This is a genomic window from Betaproteobacteria bacterium (assembly GCA_016720855.1).
Classification (GTDB): Bacteria; Pseudomonadota; Gammaproteobacteria; order Burkholderiales; family Usitatibacteraceae; genus FEB-7.
The window spans coordinates 263,643-281,548 of the sequence record JADKJU010000005.1 but is presented as its reverse complement, the minus strand read 5'-3'; the positions used below and the strand labels follow the sequence as shown (position 1 = coordinate 281,548).

General features: G+C 67.9%; 16 protein-coding genes. 15 read left to right on the top strand and 1 reads right to left on the bottom strand.

Going from position 1 to position 17,906, the window contains the following annotated elements:
- Positions 1–31 precede the first annotated feature (31 nt).
- On the bottom strand, positions 32–904 hold the full coding sequence (locus IPP91_19135; GenBank protein ID MBL0144157.1) for a LysR family transcriptional regulator: 873 nt from the start codon (positions 902–904) through the stop codon (positions 32–34).
- 142 nt (positions 905–1,046) lie between these two features.
- Between IPP91_19135 and phnA the strand changes: the two genes are divergently transcribed.
- The 15 genes from phnA to IPP91_19060 all read left to right on the top strand — a co-directional run bounded on the left by phnA (position 1,047) and on the right by IPP91_19060 (position 17,860).
- Positions 1,047–2,318 (top strand): phosphonoacetate hydrolase, encoded by a 1,272-nt coding sequence (gene phnA, locus IPP91_19130; protein MBL0144156.1) that lies wholly within the window; start codon positions 1,047–1,049, stop codon positions 2,316–2,318.
- A gap of 1 nt (position 2,319) precedes the next feature.
- Positions 2,320–3,426 (top strand): zinc-binding dehydrogenase, encoded by a 1,107-nt coding sequence (locus IPP91_19125; GenBank protein ID MBL0144155.1) that lies wholly within the window; start codon positions 2,320–2,322, stop codon positions 3,424–3,426.
- Complete coding sequence (locus tag IPP91_19120; GenBank protein MBL0144154.1) at positions 3,423–4,892, top strand: aldehyde dehydrogenase family protein; 1,470 nt, start codon at positions 3,423–3,425, stop codon at positions 4,890–4,892. The genes IPP91_19125 and IPP91_19120 overlap by 4 nt, the downstream gene beginning before the upstream one ends.
- A 110-nt stretch (positions 4,893–5,002) precedes the next feature.
- Positions 5,003–5,257 (top strand): hypothetical protein, encoded by a 255-nt coding sequence (locus IPP91_19115; protein ID MBL0144153.1) that lies wholly within the window; start codon positions 5,003–5,005, stop codon positions 5,255–5,257.
- 77 nt (positions 5,258–5,334) lie between these two features.
- Positions 5,335–5,874 carry a TRAP transporter small permease subunit gene (locus IPP91_19110; GenBank protein ID MBL0144152.1) on the top strand — a complete coding sequence of 180 codons (540 nt, stop codon included), beginning with the start codon at positions 5,335–5,337 and terminating at the stop codon, positions 5,872–5,874.
- Between the two features lie 30 nt (positions 5,875–5,904).
- Positions 5,905–7,227: a TRAP transporter large permease subunit gene (locus IPP91_19105; protein ID MBL0144151.1), complete on the top strand. Its 1,323-nt coding sequence runs from the start codon at positions 5,905–5,907 to the stop codon at positions 7,225–7,227.
- 33 nt (positions 7,228–7,260) lie between these two features.
- Positions 7,261–8,367, top strand: a complete 1,107-nt coding sequence (locus IPP91_19100; GenBank protein MBL0144150.1) for a TRAP transporter substrate-binding protein — start codon at positions 7,261–7,263, stop codon at positions 8,365–8,367.
- A gap of 86 nt (positions 8,368–8,453) precedes the next feature.
- Positions 8,454–10,001, top strand: coding sequence for a hypothetical protein (locus tag IPP91_19095; protein MBL0144149.1), 1,548 nt, complete (start codon positions 8,454–8,456; stop codon positions 9,999–10,001).
- Between the two features lies 1 nt (position 10,002).
- Entirely contained in the window at positions 10,003–10,959 is a 957-nt protein-coding gene (locus tag IPP91_19090; GenBank protein MBL0144148.1) for an ABC transporter permease, read from the top strand.
- Between the two features lie 7 nt (positions 10,960–10,966).
- Positions 10,967–11,809 carry an ABC transporter permease gene (locus tag IPP91_19085; protein MBL0144147.1) on the top strand — a complete coding sequence of 281 codons (843 nt, stop codon included), beginning with the start codon at positions 10,967–10,969 and terminating at the stop codon, positions 11,807–11,809.
- Positions 11,806–13,461, top strand: a complete 1,656-nt coding sequence (locus tag IPP91_19080) for an ABC transporter ATP-binding protein (protein MBL0144146.1) — start codon at positions 11,806–11,808, stop codon at positions 13,459–13,461. The genes IPP91_19085 and IPP91_19080 overlap by 4 nt, the downstream gene beginning before the upstream one ends.
- 8 nt (positions 13,462–13,469) lie before the next feature.
- A complete protein-coding gene (locus tag IPP91_19075) occupies positions 13,470–14,276 on the top strand; it encodes a phosphodiesterase (GenBank protein ID MBL0144145.1) in 807 nt (268 codons plus the stop codon).
- Positions 14,277–14,288: 12 nt separating this feature from the next.
- Positions 14,289–15,572 carry an alkaline phosphatase family protein gene (locus IPP91_19070; protein MBL0144144.1) on the top strand — a complete coding sequence of 428 codons (1,284 nt, stop codon included), beginning with the start codon at positions 14,289–14,291 and terminating at the stop codon, positions 15,570–15,572.
- A gap of 103 nt (positions 15,573–15,675) precedes the next feature.
- Positions 15,676–16,701 carry a putative 2-aminoethylphosphonate ABC transporter substrate-binding protein gene (locus IPP91_19065; GenBank protein ID MBL0144143.1) on the top strand — a complete coding sequence of 342 codons (1,026 nt, stop codon included), beginning with the start codon at positions 15,676–15,678 and terminating at the stop codon, positions 16,699–16,701.
- A 70-nt stretch (positions 16,702–16,771) separates the two neighbouring features.
- Positions 16,772–17,860 carry a putative 2-aminoethylphosphonate ABC transporter ATP-binding protein gene (locus IPP91_19060; protein MBL0144142.1) on the top strand — a complete coding sequence of 363 codons (1,089 nt, stop codon included), beginning with the start codon at positions 16,772–16,774 and terminating at the stop codon, positions 17,858–17,860.
- Positions 17,861–17,906: the final 46 nt, after the last annotated feature.

Below are 17,906 nucleotides of genomic sequence, written 5' to 3'. Positions count from 1 at the left end.
TGTCAACAAACCGAAATGACGGCCGCCGCCGTCATCCGGCCGGGCGGTTCTGCTGGACCAGCTTCATGAACGTGTCGATGAGGGGGCGGCCGCGGCGGGCGGCGAGGCAGGCCACCCAGGCGCCCGTGCTCATGTCGGCGTCCTCGACCGTGAGGACATGGATGTTCGGGTGCGGGGCGTGTTCCCGCTCCGAGATCACGCCGAGCCCCATCCCCCGGGCGACCGCCTCGCGGACGGCTTCCCGGCTGTTGGTCTGGATGACGGGGCGGACCTTCACGGCGGCGCGCTGCAGGGCCTGCTCGAAGGCCCGCCGGGTGACTGACGAGGGGTCGCGCAGGACGAAGGGTTCGCCCTCGAGGTCATTGATCTGGATTCGCTTCCTTCGCGCCAGGCGGTGCAGGGCCGGGACGATGATGCGCACGGGGTGGCGGTCGTAGACGAACGAGTGGAAGTCGGCTTCCTCCGGTGCGTCGGCGAAGACCCCCACGTCCAGATCGAAGGCCCGCAGGCGGGTCACCAACTCCCGGCGCGGGAGGACATCGACGGACAAGTCCACCCACCGGTGCTTTGCGTGGAACGCGTGAACCATCTCCATCACGTCGAAGGGCCCCACCGCGCCGGCGCGCAGCCGCCCGTGCTCGCTGCGGCCCGCGGAGCGCAGGAAAGCGACGGCCTCGGACTCGTGGCCGTAGAGGCTCCGGGTGATCTCGTGCAGGGATCGCCCCACTTCGGTGAGCTCCACTCGCCGTCCCTGGCGGTAGAAGAGCTCCACGCGGAAGTAGTCCTCGAGGGTCTTGAGGTGGGCCGAGATGGTGGGCTGGCCGACGTTCAGCGCCTTGGCGGCCCTTCCCACGCCGCCGTGGGAAGCCACCATGTGGAACGCCTTGAGCCACTTTTCATACATTGATTCAAACGATGAGTCTGGATGAATTTTCGATTTATGCGATATTAGGCGAAGCTGCTAGCTTTCGGCAAACGCAATCGGAAACCCCGCTGCCCCGGCCTTGCCAGGCCCGACTGGCGGCCCCATGGGAAGGAGTGGATTCATGGCGAACGCAAGACCCCCCGTCGTGGTGAACGGCACGAGCTACCGCTGGCCGGACCGGCCCGTCGCCGTCGTGATCATCGACGGCGGCGACCCGGCCTACCTGCAGCAGTTCATCGCGGAAGGCGCCGTCCCGAACATCGCCCGGTTCATGAAAGAAGGCTTCGCCGTCGTGGCCGAAGGCACCGTGCCGTCGTTCACCTGCCCCAACAACATGTCGGTGGTGACCGGCACGCCGGCCTCGAAGCACGGCATCTCGGGCAACTACTACCTGGACGTGAAGACGGGCAAGGCGGTCGTGATGACGGGCCCGGAGTTGCTGCGCGGCGACACCGTGCTCAAGGGCTTCGCCGATGCCGGCGCGAAGGTGGTCGCGATCACGGCCAAGGACAAGCTGAGGACGCAGCTCGGCAAGGGCCTCGACGTCACGAAGGGCAACGTGTGCTTTTCCTCGGAGAAGTCCGCCTCGACCACGCTGGCCGAGCACGGCATCGACAACGCGGCCGCCTGGCTGGGCCACCCGCAGCCCGACATGTACTCGATGGAACTTTCGCTATTCGTGCTGGACGCCGGTATCAAGCTGCTCGAGCAGTCACACCGCGACATCCTGTTCCTCTCGCTCACGGACTACATCCAGCACAAGTACGCGCCGACCGAGTCCGAGGCCCGCCGCTTCTACCAGGAGCTCGACTGGCGCTTCGGGCGCCTGGCGGAGCTGGGCGCCACGGTGGCGCTCACGGCCGACCACGGCATGAACGACAAGTCGAACGCCGAGGGCAAGCCCAACGTCATCTGGTTGCAGGACATCCTCGACGCGAAGCTCGGCAAGGGCGCCGTGCAGGTGATCTGCCCGATCACGGACGCCTTCGTCGCCCACCACGGCGCGCTCGGCGGCTTCGTGCGCGTGTGGATCACCGGCGGGGCGGGCAAGGTGACCCCGGAGCAGGTGATGGAAGTGATCCGGCCGATCCGGGGCATCGAGTCGGTCCTCGGCAAGAAGGACGCCTGCGAGGTGCACAGCCTGCCGGAGGACCGCGAGGCCGACGTGGTGGTGATTTCCACGCACGACGTGTGCATCGGCGCCTCGGAGAAGGACCACGACCTCAAGGGTCTCGAGGGCCATCGCCTGCGCACCCACGGCGGGGTCTCGGAGGCCAAGGTGCCGTTCATCATCAACCGGCCCCTCAACGACGACTACCGGATCAAGGGCGGCGTGCAGGTGCTCAAGAGCTGGCAGCTCTTCGAGTTCGCCCTCAACGGCCCCGCGCACTGACATGGCGATCGCCGCCGACCTGATGGGCCGCCTCGCGATCTACGACGCGCCCAACAAGCCCTTCGAGATCCGCCTCTTCCCGGTGCGCGCGCCGCGCCGGGACGAGGTCCTCGTGAAGATCCGCATGTCCACCATCTGCCGGTCGGACATCCACTCCTACCTGGGCCACCGGCCGAATCCGTGCCCCGGCCTGCTGGGTCACGAGATCATCGGCACGATCCTCGAACTGGGCGAGGGCATCACTCATGACATGCGCGGGGCACCGCTACAGTCCGGCGACCGCATCACCTGGAGCGAGTACTTCATCCCGGGCAACAACTACTACACCGAGGTGCTGGACCTCCCGCAGAAGTCCCCGGGTGTGGACAAGTACGGCCACATGGCGGTGACGACGGAACCCCACCACCACGGCGGGTTCGGCGAGTACTGCTACGTGCTGCCGAGGTCCTGGATCCTGAAGCTCCCGGACGACCTCACGGATGAGGAGGCGACCCCGGTCAACTGCGGCGTGGCGACGATGGTGTCCGTCACGGAGCAGGCGCAGGTGAAGCTGGGCGATGCCGTCGTCATCTTCGGCCTGGGGCTCCTCGGCCTCTATGGCGCCGCGCTCGCCAAGGGTCGCGGAGCGCGCCTGGTGATCGGCCTGGACAACGTCGCCTCGCGGCGCGAACTGGGCCTGGCGTTCGGCTGCGACCACGTGTTCGATCCCTCGTCGATGCCCGAAGCGGGGCTCGTGGAGCAGGTGCGCGCGCTCTGCCGCCCCGAAGGCGCCGACGCGGTGATCGAGGTGTGCGGCTACCCCGAGGTGGCGATCCCCGGCCTGCAGTTCCTGCGCACGGGCGGGCGCTTCGTGTTCGGCGGCACCGTGAACCCGGGCTCGAACGTCACGATCGACGCCAACATGATCCTGCGCAAGCTCCTCACCATCCGCGGCGTGCACAACTACCACCCCAGGCACCTCATCGAGGCGCTCGATTTCGTGCACGGCAACCGCAAGCGCTTCCCCTTCCACGCGCTGGTGGACGGAAAGTACAGTCTCGACCAGGTCGGCCAGGCCATGAAGGACGCCGAGGACCGCAAGGTGCTGCGCGCGGCGATCGTCCCGTGAGCGGCGCCAATCCGCACGGCGAGCCGGACCTGCCGTTCACCAACCGGGGCCACTACTACGGCGGCGCCTGGCACGCGGCGGCTAGCGGCAGGACCTTCGATTCCACGAGCCCCTCGACGGGGCGCGTGCTCGCCACGGTGCCGTACGCGGACGAAACGGACGTCGACCTGGCCGTGAAGGCGGCGGCGAAGGGCTTCGAGACCTGGCGCAAGGTGGGCCTCAAGGAGCGCGCGAAGTGCCTCGAGGCGTTCGCCAGGCGCATCCGCGACGAGGCGAAGGCGCTGGCGATCATCGACGCCGTGGACGCGGGCAATGCGGTGAAGGGCATGGAAGGCGACATGCACTGGACCGCGGACAGCCTCGATTACTTCGCCGGCCTCATCACCGAGGTGAAAGGCGAGACGAGCTCGCAGGGGCCGCGCCACCTCAACCTGACCCGCCGGCAACCCTACGGTGTCGTCGCGAAGCTCAATCCCTTCAACCACCCGTTCCGCTTCTGCGGCGAGAAGGCCGCGGCGCCGCTCGCGGCCGGCAACTGCGTGGTGATCAAGAGTTCGGAGCAGGCGCCCATTTCCAGCTTCCGCCTGGCGGAACTGGCCGACGGGATCTTCCCGCCGGGCGTCGTGAACGTGGTCGCGGGCGACGGCCGCACGGGCGCGGCGCTCGTTGCGCACCCGCTTGTCTCGCGCATCGGATTCGTGGGCTCGGTGGAGACCGGGCGCCTCGTCGCCCGGGGCGCCGCCGAGGGACTCAAGCGCTGCACGCTGGAGCTGGGCGGCAAGAATCCCATCATCATCTTCCCCGACGCGGATCCGAAGCAGGCCGCGGCCGCCGCGATCAAGGGGATGAACATGAACCGGCAGGGCCAGTCCTGCAGCTCGACCTCGCGCGTGTTCGTGCACGGGTCGCTGCACCGCGCCGTCGTGGACGAGATCGTGAAGCTCGCCGAAGCTCTGCCCGTGGGCTTCCCGTGGATCGAGTCGAACGAGTTCGGGCCCATCGTCTCGCGCAAGCAGTACGACCGCATCACGGGCTTCATCGAGGCGGGCAAGGCGCAGGGGGCGAAACTGCTCACGGGGGGCGGGCGACCGGCGGACCCGAAGCTCGCCGACGGCCTCTTTCTCGCGCCCACGGTGTTCGACGGCGTGAGCCAGGACATGCGTATCGCTTCGGAGGAGATCTTCGGGCCGGTGATGTCCGTCCTCGCGTGGACGGACATGGAAGAGATGATCGCGATGGCGAATGGCACGCAGTACGGCCTCACGGCGGCCATCGTGACCAACCGGCTGGATCTCGCCATGGAGACGGCGGAGCGGGTGGACGCGGGTTACGTCTGGATCAACGGCAGCGGCCGCTACCTCGGTGCGCCGTACGGTGGATGGAAGCAGAGCGGCCTGGGCGTCGAGGAGACGTTCGAGGAAATGGTGAGCTATACGCAGGTGAAGAACATTCACATGAGGTGGTAGGACGTGGCGGCCCGTGCCGGGCCGTCGCGAAGGAGAAGCACCGCGGCTCCATCATGAGGGGCGGCCCGGCGTTTGCCGGGACCGCCCCCACCGACGGGAGGAGAACCCAAATGAATTTCCGGAACCAGGTGTCCCGGGCCGGGTCGCGAGGACGACGACCGCTTCCCGCGTTCGCCGGCCTCGAGCCGCTCCCGTTCGACCTGCAGTGCGACCCGCACCGGCTGCGGAACGTGGCGGAGGACCCGGCGCACCGCGAGGCGTCGCTGCGCTACGCGAGGCGCATGCTCTCATGGCGGCTGCGGCACGCGGACCGCACGCTCACGGGGTACGGAATCGGCGCCGGGAGGCTCACCGAGGCGCGATAGGCGGCAACCCGCGCGCGCCGCTGCGCAGCGACGGGACCGGATTCGGAAGAAGAACAACGAGGAGGAACGCCGCCGCAATGGACACACTGGACAAGATCGCCGATTTCATCGACCGCGTGAGCATCGGGGCGGGCAAGCTGAGCTCCTGGCTCATCGTGCCGATGTTCCTCGTCCTCGCCTACGAAGTCATGGTGCGCAAGTTCTTCACGCCGACCATCTGGGCGAACGACATCGCGACGATGTGCTACGGCGCGCACTTTTTCCTGGCCGCGGCGTACACGCTGCACCTGCAGAAGCACATCCGCACGGACTTCTTCTCCAAGGACTGGTCGCTCAAGACGCAGGTGCGCATGGACATCGCGCAGTACCTGCTCTTCTTCCTGCCCGGCATGGCGATGTTCACCTGGGTCAGTTTCGACTTCGCCCGCGAGTCCTGGGATCTCAAGGAGGCCCTCATGACCACCTGGCGCCCGCCGGCCTACTGGTACAAGTCGGTGATTCCGCTCTCGTCCGCCCTGCTTCTGGTGCAGGGCGTCGCTGAGGTGATCAAGTGCTTCAAGACGCTGCGCACGGGCGTCGACTACCGCAACCAGGGGGCGCCCAGTGAACTCGTCTGATCCCGCCTTCGGACGCCCCGGGGAGCACGCATGAGCAACGAAGTCCTGGGCCTCGTTCTGCTGGGGATGATGTTCGTCGTCATCCTCGGCGGCTTCCCGATCTCCTTCACGCTGGTCTTCCTGGGGATGGTGTTCGGCTACATCGGCCTGGGCGATCGCGTGTTCTACCTGATGACCTACCAGGTCATCGACTCGATGATGGAGACGGTGCTCGCCGCCGTCGCGCTCTTCACCTTCATGGGCTACGTCCTGGAGAGCGCGGGAATCATGAACCGCCTGTTCCACGCGGTACAGCTCGCCTTCGGGCGCGTGCACGGCTCGCTCTACCTCGCGACCATCTTCACGGCGGCGCTCTTCGCGGCCGCCACGGGCATCGTCGGCGCCTCGGTGACGATCATCGCGCTCATGGCCGCGCCGGTGATGATGCGCTCGGGCTACGACGTGAGGCTGTCCGCGGGGACGATCTGCGCCGGCGGCACGCTCGGCATTCTCATCCCCCCGAGCGTGATGCTGGTCGTGATGGGCCCGGTGCTCTCCGTGTCGGTCGCCCGGCTCTATGGTGCTGCGCTGCTGCCGGGCATCCTCCTCGCGGCGCTCTATTTCACCTACACCGCCGTGCGTGTGTGGAGAAACCCGAGCCTGGGGCCGCCGCTCTCGGCGAAGGAACTCGACGTGCCGAAGAGCTACATCGCCCGCGAGCTGCTGCTGGGCATGATGCCGCCAACGCTGCTGATCCTCTCGACGCTGGGGGCGATCGTCTCGGGCTGGGCCACGCCGACCGAGGGCGCAGCCCTCGGCTGCATCGGCGCCCTGGTGGCCGCGGCGGCCCATCGCTGCCTCACGTGGGCGGTGTTCAAGGACTCGGTGTTCCGGACGGCGCAGACCGCGAGCATGGTGATGGTCCTGCTCGTCGCCTCCACGTTCCTGGGGTCCGTCTTCTCCGCGCTCGGCACGCCGACCTACATCGCCAACGTGATGGTCGCGTGGAATATCTCGCCCGAGTTGCTCATCCTGTCGATCCTGGTGCTGTGCTTCATCCTGGGATGGCCGCTGGAGTGGGTGCCGATCGTCGTCATCATCGTGCCGATCTTCCTGCCCCTGCTCACCGCCCTCAATGTCGACATGGTGTGGTTCAGCATCCTGCTCGCCGTGACGCTGCAGACCTGCTGGCTCTCGCCGCCGGTCGCGTTGTCGGCCTACTACCTGAAGGGCATCATGCCGCAATGGGATCTGGCGGACATCTACAAGGGCATGCTGCCGTTCATGGCCCTGCAATGGATTGCCGTCCTGATCCTCTACTTCTTCCCGCAGATCATCCTGTATGTCCCGAACCTCGTGTTCGGTCCGAAGTAGGCTCCACCCACCCCAAGCAAGGAGGAGATGACCATGCAACGCAGAAAGTTCCTGAAAACCGCCGGTGTGGGCCTCGCGGCCGGTGCGGCGTTGATCCCGGCCGCAGCGCAGGCCCAGGGCCAGCCCATCAAGTGGAAGTTGCAGAGCGCCAATCCCTCGGGCACGCCGCACATGGACCTGCTGGGCAGGTTCTCCGCCAACATCAACAAGATGTCGGCTGGGCGCCTGCAGATCGAGGTCCTCACGAGCGGCGCCATCGTGAAGCCCAACGAGATCCTCGATGCCGTGAACAAGGGCGTGATCGACTCAGGCCAGTGGTGGACGCACTACGCCACGGGCAAGCATCCGGCAGGCGGCCTTTTCAGCTCGCCCCTCGGCGGCTCCGGCAGCGGCCTCGACCAGATGGGCCAGCTCGCGTGGTACCTGCAGGGCGGGGGCCGTGAGCTCTACCTCGAGTACTACCAGAAGATGCTCAAGACGGACGTGATGGCGTTTCTCTACGCGGCGGACGGACCCGAGTGCTTCGGCTGGTTCAAGAAGCCGCCGAAGACGGTTGCCGAGTTCACGAAGATGCGCTTCCGCATCTCCTCGGGGCTGCCGAGCGACGTGCTCAAGGACATGGGCGGCATCCCGGTGAACCTCTCCGGCGCCGAGCTCATCCCCGCGGCCGAGCGCGGCGTGATCGACGGGGTGGAGTGGATCAACCCCGCGAGCGACATCAAGGTGGGCCTGCAGGACGTCTTCAAGTTCTACTCGATCCAGGGCATCCACCAGGCCATCGACATCGCCGACATCGTGATCAACGGCGCGAAGTGGAAGGCGCTCCCGCCGGACCTGAAGGCGATCGTCGAGGTCGCGATCAACACCTCGCTCTTCGACTCGATCATGTACTTCCAGGTCGAGAACGCCAAGGCGCTCGTGGAGATCAAGAAGAAGGGCGTCACGGTCTTCGACGCGCCGCCGGACTATGCGCCGGCCTTCATCAAGTCGGCGAAGAAGGTGCTGGGAGCCCTCGAGGCCAAGGACCCGTTCTTCAAGAAGGTGCTCGACTCGCAGCGCGCTTTCGCGGCGGTCGTGGTGCCCTACACGAGCCAGACGGCGAAGCTCTCGACGCTCATCGCCGGGGCGGCCGAGATCTGAACAGCCGCGAAAGGGGGCCCGCATTCGGGCCCCGCCGCCGGCCGGGGATCGATATCGCCGCGACATGGCCACTGGAGGAGTAACGCATGAATCGTCGTGAACTGTTCGTCGCTGGCGGTGCCGCGCTCGCCGGCCTGGGCCTGAAGGACATTCTCGGGCCTGCCGAGGCGCTGGCGCAGCCCAAGCCCAGGGCCGGCGGGAAGTTCGTCTACACCAACCTCTATCCCAACAACCGCATGGGGGACGCGAACAACGGCCGCCACCCCTATTACCTGCTCGACATCAATACGCGCAGCGCTTTCAACGGGCTCGCCTACGTGAACGACCGGCTGCAGGTGGAGCCCGAGCTCGCCACGTCATGGACGCCCAGCACCGACGTCAAGGTCTGGGACATCCAGCTGCGCGAGGGGGTGGTGTTCCACAACGGCAGGGACATGACCGCCGACGACGTGGTCTCCTCCTTCGCCTTCCACCAGGAGAAGACCTCCTTCGCGCGGCAGATCAGGAAGGTGGAGAAGACCGGAACGCACAAGGTGCGCATTCACCTCGACAAGCCCAACAGCGAGTTTCCGTTCATCTTGGGCGAGTACCAGCTGATGATCATGCCGGCCGCGCCCATCGCGACGATCGGGCTGGACGGCATCGGCACCGGCCCCTTCCGGATAGTCGACCTCGATCCGAAGCGCCGGCTCGTCATGGAACGCAACGCCAACTACTGGCGAAAGGGGTTTCCCTACGTCGACCGGCTCGAGATTGCGAGTTCGCCGGGGCGCATGGAAAGCGCCCTGAACGGTTTTCGCGGCGGGCTCTTCGACGCGGTGCTCGGCGTCGACCCCGGCCTGCTTCCCGAGCTCGAGCGCCTTCCCGGCGCGGTCCTCAATACGGCGCTTGCGGGCGACCAGGCCCTCATGATCCTGCCGAAGTACGAGGGTTCGGTCTTCAACGACAAGCGCATCCGGCAGGCGTTCGCGCTCGCCATCGACCGCGAGAAGGTGATGCGGATCGTCTACGGCGCGAAGACCGGCTGGGTGGGCAACGACTCGCACCTCACGCCGGCCAATCCGGAGTTCCTCCCGATCACCTTCAAGCGCGACGTCGCGAAGGCGAAGAGGCTGCTCGCCGAAGCCGGCCATCCCAACGGCATCACGCTGCCCACCTTCTACTTCACGGCCTCGTGGCCCGAGATCCCGCGCGTCTTCCAGGTCGTCTCTCAAACGGTGAAGGACGCCGGCATCACGCTCCCCATCGAGCAGCGTCCTTCCGACGGCTACCGCGACTGGCGAGTCGAGGACAAGGCGAAGACCCGCAAGCACCGCTTCGCCTACGGCCCTTCGGGCGTGCGCAATCCCGGCGTGAGCCTCTACCGCATGCGCCCCGACAACAACGAGAGCGGCTACTGGAGCGGCCCGGGCTGCGACGAGTACATGAGGCTCTACGCGGAGGCGGTCGCGGAACCGGACATGGCGAAGCGCAAGTTCCTGTACGTGCGCATGCAGCAGATTCTCGCCGACGAGGTTCCGGCCATCCACCCCGTGGGGCGCCGCAACATGCTGCTGCACAAGTCGAACGTCCACGGGCTCGCGAACCACTCGCAGTTCTGGTCGATCCGCTTCGACGAGGTGTGGAAGGCCTGAGATGCTGAAGGCGATCGGGCGGCGGCTCGCGCTGTCGTTACTCGTGATCTGGCTGGTGACGGTGCTGGTATTCGTGTCCACGGAGATCCTGCCCGGGGACGCCCTTCAGGTTAGCCTCACCGCGGACGAGGCGGCGGAAATGACCGAGGCCGACTTCGCGCGAAAGCGCGCGGAGCTCGGCCTGGACCGGCCGGCCGCCGTTCGTTACGTCGAGTGGCTCTCCGGCGCCGTCGGGGGCAATTTCGGCACGACCATCATCGGCAGGGCGAACGTGACCGAGGTGATCGCCTACCCGCTGCGCAACTCGCTGCTGCTGGGGCTGGTCACCGCGCTGGTCGCGATCCCGGCCGCCCTCGCCATCGGCATCGCGGCGGCATTCTGGCGCGGGCGAGCGCCGGATTTCGCCGCGTCCTCCGGCGCGATCCTGGGTTACTCGATCCCCGAGTTCGCGTCCGGCAACTTCCTCATACTCTGCTTCGCGATCTGGATCCCGGTTTTCCCGGCCGTCATCACCGCGTTCACGAACGATCCGCCGTCGGCACTCATCGGGGCTGCGTTCCTGCCGGTGCTCACCGTGGTGATCGGCTCGATCGCGCACCTGGTGCGGCTCGTGCGCGCCGGGTTCATCGAGTCGCTCAACAGCGACTACGTCGAGCGAGCCCGCCTCGCCGGCGCCTCGCGCCTGCGCATCGTGCTGCGCCACGCGCTTCCGGCTTCCGTCATCCCCGCGCTCAACTCGGCCGCGCTCTATGTGGCGGGCCTGCTCAGCGGCATCATCGTCGTGGAAAAGGTCTTCGGCTACCCCGGCCTGGGTCTCGTCCTCATCAACGCCGTCGAGAAGCGCGAGGTGGCGGTCGTGCAGGCGATCAGCCTCATCGCCGCGGTGATCGTGGTCACCATGAACCTGCTCGCGGATGCCGCCGTCATGGCGCTCGATCCGCGCGCGCGCAGCCGGTGATCGCGCCGTGAGGATCGATACCTTCGCACTGCGCAGGCCCGCCGCGATTCTCGGCCTCTCGCTCGTCGCGATCCACCTCATTCTCGCGCTGTTCTCCCCGTGGATCGCGCCCTTCGACCCCACCGAGCTCGTGGGTGGACGGGTCGAGTTGCCCGGCGGCGAGTTCCTGCTCGGCACGGACGCGCTGGGCCGCGACTATCTCTCCCGCCTGCTGCACGGCGGGCGCATGGCGCTGCTCGTCACGTTCACGGGCGTGGTGGTCGCGGTGGTGCTGGGAAGCCTGCTGGGGGTGGCTGCCGCGTGGTCCGGTGGCGTCCTCGACGACGTCCTCATGCGCCTGTGCGACATCAAGCTGGCACTCCCGGGAATCCTCTTCGTCTCGCTCTTCATCACCGGGTTCGGGGAGTCGCTGGGCGTGCTGGTGGGCCTCATCGGGCTGGTCTACTTCCCGGGCGTGGTCCGCATCGTGCGCGCGCAGGCCCTGACCCAGGTGAACCTGGGGTACGTGAAGGCCGCGCAGCTGCGCGGGGAGAGCGCCGCCTCGATCATCGTCCGCGAGATCCTGCCCAACACGCTCGACGTGGTGTACGTCGAGTTCGCGATCCGCATGTCGCACGCGGTGCTGCTGCTCTCGACGATGTCCTACCTCGGGCTGGGGCTCTCGCCGCCGACCCCCGACTGGGGCCTCATGGTGTCTGAAGGAGTCGGCCAGCTCTCCTTCGCGCCGTGGCTCGTGCTCTTCCCGGCGGTCTTCATCAGCACGCTGGTCATCGGCCTCAACTTCGGCGCGGAAGCGCTCGCAGGCGCGCTCGGCATGGATGCGGCGCGCGGCCACGTGGGGGGCACGTGAGCTTCCTCGACGTGCGCGGGCTGAACCTGAGCTACCGACGGCCCGACGGCGCCCTCGGCGCGGCCGTGATCGACGTGGCCTTCTCCCTGGACGAAGGGGAAAGCCTCGGCATCGTCGGCGAGAGCGGCTCGGGGAAATCGACTCTCGCGCGCGCGCTCCTCGGCTACTGCCGGCCCGGCGGCGTCATCACGTCGGGCGAGATCCTCCTCGAAGGCAAGGACATCCGGAAGCTCGACCGCGCCGGCATCGCCCGGTTGCGCGGCGGGCGCGTGGCCTTCGTTCCGCAGAATCCGCTGAGCTCGCTCACGCCGCATCTTCGCGTGGGCAGCCAGGTCGCCGAGGCCGTACGCCTGCACCGCGCCTGCGGTGCGCGCGAGGCGCGCGAGGCGACGCTGGAGCTGTTCGTCGCCGTCAACCTGCCCGATCCGCAAACCCTCTACGACCGCTTCCCGCACGAGCTCTCCGGCGGCCAGCGGCAGCGCGTCGTCATCTCCGCGGCGCTCGCCGGCAACGCGCGCCTGGTCGTCCTCGACGAACCCACCACCGCGCTCGACAAGACCACGGAAATCCAGGTGCTCGAGCTCGTGCAGCGGCTGCGCGAGCGCTTCGGCGCCACGCTGGTGTACGTGAGCCACGATCTCAACGTGATCTCGGAGATGTGCGACCGCGTACTCGTGATGCTCGAGGGCCGCGTGGTCGAGGATGGGCCGACCGGGCAGGTCTACCGCAACCCGGCCCACGAATACACGCGCCGACTCATCGCCGCGGTGCCCCGCATCGACCGGGCACCGGCCGTCACCGCGGCGGCGTCCCCGGCAGAGGCGCTCCTGCGCGTTTCCGGCCTCGGCTACAGCTACGGGGTGCGACGGCGCTGGCCCTTTGGCAAGGCCGCGGCCGGCGCGAGGCCCGCACTGTCGGATGTCTCTTTCGAGATCGCCCCGGGAGAGACGCTCGGGCTGGTGGGGGAGTCGGGAAGCGGCAAGAGCACCGCGGCCGCCGTCATCGCTGGCCTGCTCGCGCCTGACTCGGGATCGGTACGGTTCGATGGCCGGGACCTGCCCGCCCTCGCCGGCGAGCGCAGCGTCGGGATGCGCCGGCGCATCCAGATCATTTTCCAGGACCCGTTGTCCTCGCTCAATCCCCGCCACCGCATCGAGGCGATCCTCGCGCGGCCGCTGGCGCTCTTCCATGGCCTTGCCGGGGAGCAGGCGCGGCGGAGGTCGGTCGAGCTCCTCGAGCAGCTGCAGCTCGACCCCTCCTTCCTGGACTGCTATCCGCGGCAGCTCTCCGGCGGCCAGCAGCAGCGGGTTGCCATCGCGCGCGCGTTCGCCGCCACGCCCGACCTCATCATCTGCGACGAGATCACGTCGGCCCTCGACGTTTCCGTGCAGGCCCAGGTCCTTTCCCTGCTCAAGGCGCTCCAGCAGAAATCCGGGACTGCCTGCCTGTTCATCAGCCACGATCTCGGCGTGATCGCGCAGGTCGCCGCCCGCGTCGTGGTCCTGCGCGACGGCACGATCCGCGAGGCGGGCGACACGCAGGCGGTGTTCCGCCGGCCCGCCGACGCCTACACGCGCCTGCTCATCGACGCCGCGACCCGCGGCTATGCCAACCTTCCCGACGCACCCGGCGCACTCGCCGTCTCCACCTGACCCCTCCGATGAAGATCATCCACATCACCGATACCCACCTCGTCGCGCCCGGCGTGAAGCTCTACGATCTCGACCCCTACGAGCGCCTGCGCAGTTGCATCGACGACGTCGTCGCGAACCACGCCGACGCCCGCTTCTGCGTGGTCACCGGCGACCTGGCGCACAAGGGCGAGGAGGCGGCCTACCGCGGCCTTCGCACCCAGCTCGAGCGGCTGCCGATGCCCTGGTATCCGCTCCTCGGCAACCATGACGCGCGCGCGCCGTTCGCCGCGGTCTTTCCCGACGTCGCCTGCGACGAAGGCGGATTCGTGCAGTCCGCGTTGCGGCTCCCGGAAGGCGACTTCCTGTTCCTCGACACGCTCGACGAGGGGGTCAACGGCGGCCGCTACTGCGATGCGCGCGCCGCGTGGCTCACGCGCCGGCTCGACGAGTCGGCGGGCCGCCCCGTGTACCTCTTCATGCACCATCCTCCGTTTCCCATCGGCATCCCCTGCCTGGACCGGATCTCGCTCGTGGACCCGGAGCGCTTCGCGCGGCTGGTCGAGGGACGCGAAAATATCCGGCACCTGTTCTACGGTCACGTGCATCGTCCGGTGTGCGGGAGCTGGCGCCGCATTCCCGTCTCGACGATGCGCGGCCTCAACCACCAGGTGCCTTTCGACTTCGTGACCGAGACGGATGTGCCGAAGAGCCATGAGCCCCCGGCCTATGCGGTCGTCCTCATCGACCCCGACCAGGTGACGGTGCACTTCCACGACTACCTCGACCGGCGCACGCTGGTGAAGTCCGGGGACCACTACGGGTACGCCCCTTGAACGACGGCACGGATGGCCGTGCTCGTGGTCTGCGACAGCCTGCGCGCGGATCTCGTCGATCGCGAGACGGCGCCGACGCTCGCGCGCCTGGGCGAGGAGGGCGCGCACTTCGTCGAGTTTCGCGGTGTGTTCCCGTCGACCACGCGCACCAGCGCCGCCTCGATCGCCACCGGTTGCCTGCCCGCCGCCCATGGCCTGCTCGGCAACACCATGGTGCTCGACGAGGGGGGCGGGCTCGAATGTTTTTCCGTTGGCCGCCCCGATTTCCTCGATCGGCTTCGCCGCGCAACCGGGCGGGCACTCGGTTGCCCGACGATGCACGAACGCGTTGCTCCCCTCGGTCACGCCGTCGCGATGTCCAACGTCTCGCCGGGCGCCGCCTACGTCCTCGATCCGGAAGGCGCCGGCTACGTCTACCACCGGTCTGGCTCCTTCGGACCGGGACGCACGCGACTCGACGATGGCCTTGCCATCGAAGTGGGTGCCGATGGAGACCGGGTGATGACGCAGCGCTTCTGCGACGAGGTGATCGAGCGACGCCGGCCGCCCCTCGCTGTGCTCTGGCTCTCCGAACCCGACCACACCGGGCACCATGCGCCCCTGGGTTCACCCCTGCACCGGGGCGCGATTGGCGAGGCAGACCGCAATGTTGCAAGCGTGCTCGAGCGAGTGGAGCGCCTCGATCCCGCCGGCGAGCGCATCCTGCTCGTGGTGTGCTCCGACCACGGGATGCAGACGATACGCCGGCGCGTTGACGTGGACGCGAGGCTGGTTGAGGCCGGGCTGAAGTCCGCGCTCGATTCGCGCGACGTCGTTGTCGCGCCGCAGGGAACGGCGGTCATCATCCATGTCGCGGACGAGGGGAGGGCGAGGCTTCCGGACCTCGTGAGTTGGCTGGAGGCGCAGGATTTCGCCGGCCGCGTCTTCGCGGGGGAAGCGCTCTCCGGGCTGGGCCTGCCGAACGGCGGCACGCTCGCCGTAGCCGTGAACCTTGCCGGTGACGACGAGCCAAACGACTACGGGGTGCGCGGCCGCAGTGACGTGGCCGAGAATGCCCTCGGCGGCGAATCGCGGCCGGGCAACGGACAGCATGGCGGCCTCGGCCCCTACGAGCAGCGCCCCTTTCTCGTGCTGAGGGGCGGGGGATATCGTGGGGGCGCAATGCCAGGCACAGCGAGCCTCATCGACCTTGCGCCCACGATGCTTCGTCACCTTGGCCTTCCGACCGGCGGGATCGAGGGAACGGCGTTGCCCCGCGGGTTCCCTATCACGCCCGCGGCCCGTCCGGCGCCCTGATACGGGCGAGCTATTGCGATTGCGGCCAATCCGGCGATAATCCGGGCTCGGCGCGCCATCCTGACGCCCCGCGCGCAACCGTTCCCACCAGAAGGAGAATCCCATGCGCCACGTCTTACGTCCGCTCGCCCTTGCCGCATCCGTCGCCCTCGCCTTCACGGCCGGCGCCGCCTGGGCCCAGAAGACCGAACTGCTCGTCTACACCGCCCTCGAGACCGACCAGCTCAAGGCCTACAGCGAGTCGTTCAACAAGACCAACCCGAACATCGAGCTCAAGTTCGTGCGCGATTCCACGGGCGTCGTCACGGCAAAGCTCCTGGCCGAGAAGGCGAATCCGCAGGCCGACGTGATTTTCGGCGTGGCGGCCTCGTCGATGGAGATCTTCAAGGCCGAGGGCATGCTGGCACCCTACGCGCCGGTGGGCTTCGGCAAGCTCAACGCCACCTTCAGCGACAAGGCGCGCCCGCCGGCCTGGGTGGGCATGGACGTATTCGCCGCGGTGGTCTGCTACAACACGGTGGAAGGCAAGAAGAAGGGCATCCCGAAGCCCGAGTCGTGGGCCGACCTCGTGAAGCCCGTGTACAAGGGCCAGATCACCATGCCCAACCCCGCCTCTTCCGGCACGGGCTACTTCGACGTGACGGCCTGGCTGCAGACGATGGGCGAAGCAGGCGGCTGGAAGTACATGGACCAGCTGCACGAGAACATCGCGCAGTACACCCACTCCGGCTCCAAGCCCTGCCGCCAGTCCGGTGCGGGCGAGTTCGTGGTCGGCATCTCCTTCGACTTCCGCGGCAACGACGTGAAGCAGAAGGGCGCGCCGGTCGAGCTCGTCTTCCCGAAGGAAGGCCTGGGCTGGGACATCGAGGCCTCCGGCATCGTGAAGACTTCGAAGAAGATGGACGCCGCGAAGAAGCTCATGGACTGGACCGTCACCAAGGAGGCGAACCAGGCCTACTCGAAGAACTTCGCGATCGTCGCCCACCCCGACGTGAAGCCCGCGCTGCCGTACCTGCCCGCGGACCTCGACAAGAAGCTCATCAAGAACGACTTCGCCTTTGCCGCGAAGAACCGCGACAAGATCCTCGCGGAATGGCAGAAGCGCTACGCCTCGAAGTCGGAGAAGTGATGCGCGCATGACCCCCGGGACCGGGCGGGCGTGCTTCGCCCCTCCGGCCCCGTCCGCTTCCAAAAGCACCATGTCCGCCCCGCCCCCCGACTTCCTCATCCTGCGAAACATCCGCAAGGAGTTCGGTTCCTTCGTCGCCTTGAAGGACGTGAGCCTGTCGGTGCGGCCCGGCGAGCTGCTCTGCTTCCTCGGGCCCTCGGGATGCGGCAAGACGACGCTGCTCAGGATCATCGCGGGGCTGGAAGTCCAGACCTCCGGCACGATCGTGCAGGCCGGCCGCGACATTTCCCTCCTGCCGCCGATGAAGCGCGACTACGGCATCGTCTTCCAGTCGTACGCGCTGTTTCCCAACCTCACGATCGCGGAAAACGTCGCCTACGGACTGGTCAACCGGCGTGTCAGGCGCGCGGAGCGGGAGGCGCGCGTCGCCGAGCTGCTGGCACTCGTGGGGCTGCCCGACAGCGGGCCGAAGTACCCGAGCCAGCTCTCCGGCGGGCAGCAGCAACGCATCGCGGTCGCGCGCGCGCTCGCCACGTCGCCGGGGCTGATGCTCCTCGACGAGCCGCTTTCGGCCCTCGATGCGCGCGTGCGCGTTCGCCTGCGTGGCGAGATCCGCGGGCTGCAGCAGCGGCTGGGCATCACCACCATCCTCGTCACCCACGACCAGGAGGAGGCGCTTTCGATGGCCGACCGGATCGTGGTCATGAATCATGGCGCGATCGAGCAGATCGGGACCCCGGAGGAGATCTACCGCGACCCGGCCACGCCCTTCGCTGCGGATTTCGTGGGCAAGACGAACCTGCTGCCGGCGTCGCGCGCCGGCGGCAACCGCATCCTCGTGGGCGAGCAGCGATTCGAATGCGTGGTGGGCCCCACGGCCGGCGAGGACGGTGCGCTGCGCGTCTTCTTCAGGCCGGAGGACGTCCTGGTGCGCGGCGTGAACGGCGCCACGGCCAACTCGGCGTCCGCCGTGGTCGAGAAGATCGAGTTCCTGGGCGCCTACTCGCGGCTCACGGTGCGCGTGAACGGCATCGCACAGCCGCTCATCGCCGACCTTTCCGTGAACGACCTCGCGGAATTCCGCGTGAAACCCGGCGACACGCTGCGGGTCGCCGTCCCGGCAGACCGCATCCGCGTCTTCGGAGCGCCCGCCGCCTGATGGTGACCCCGTGAGCGCGGCGCCGGATCCCGCCTGCAGCCCGGCC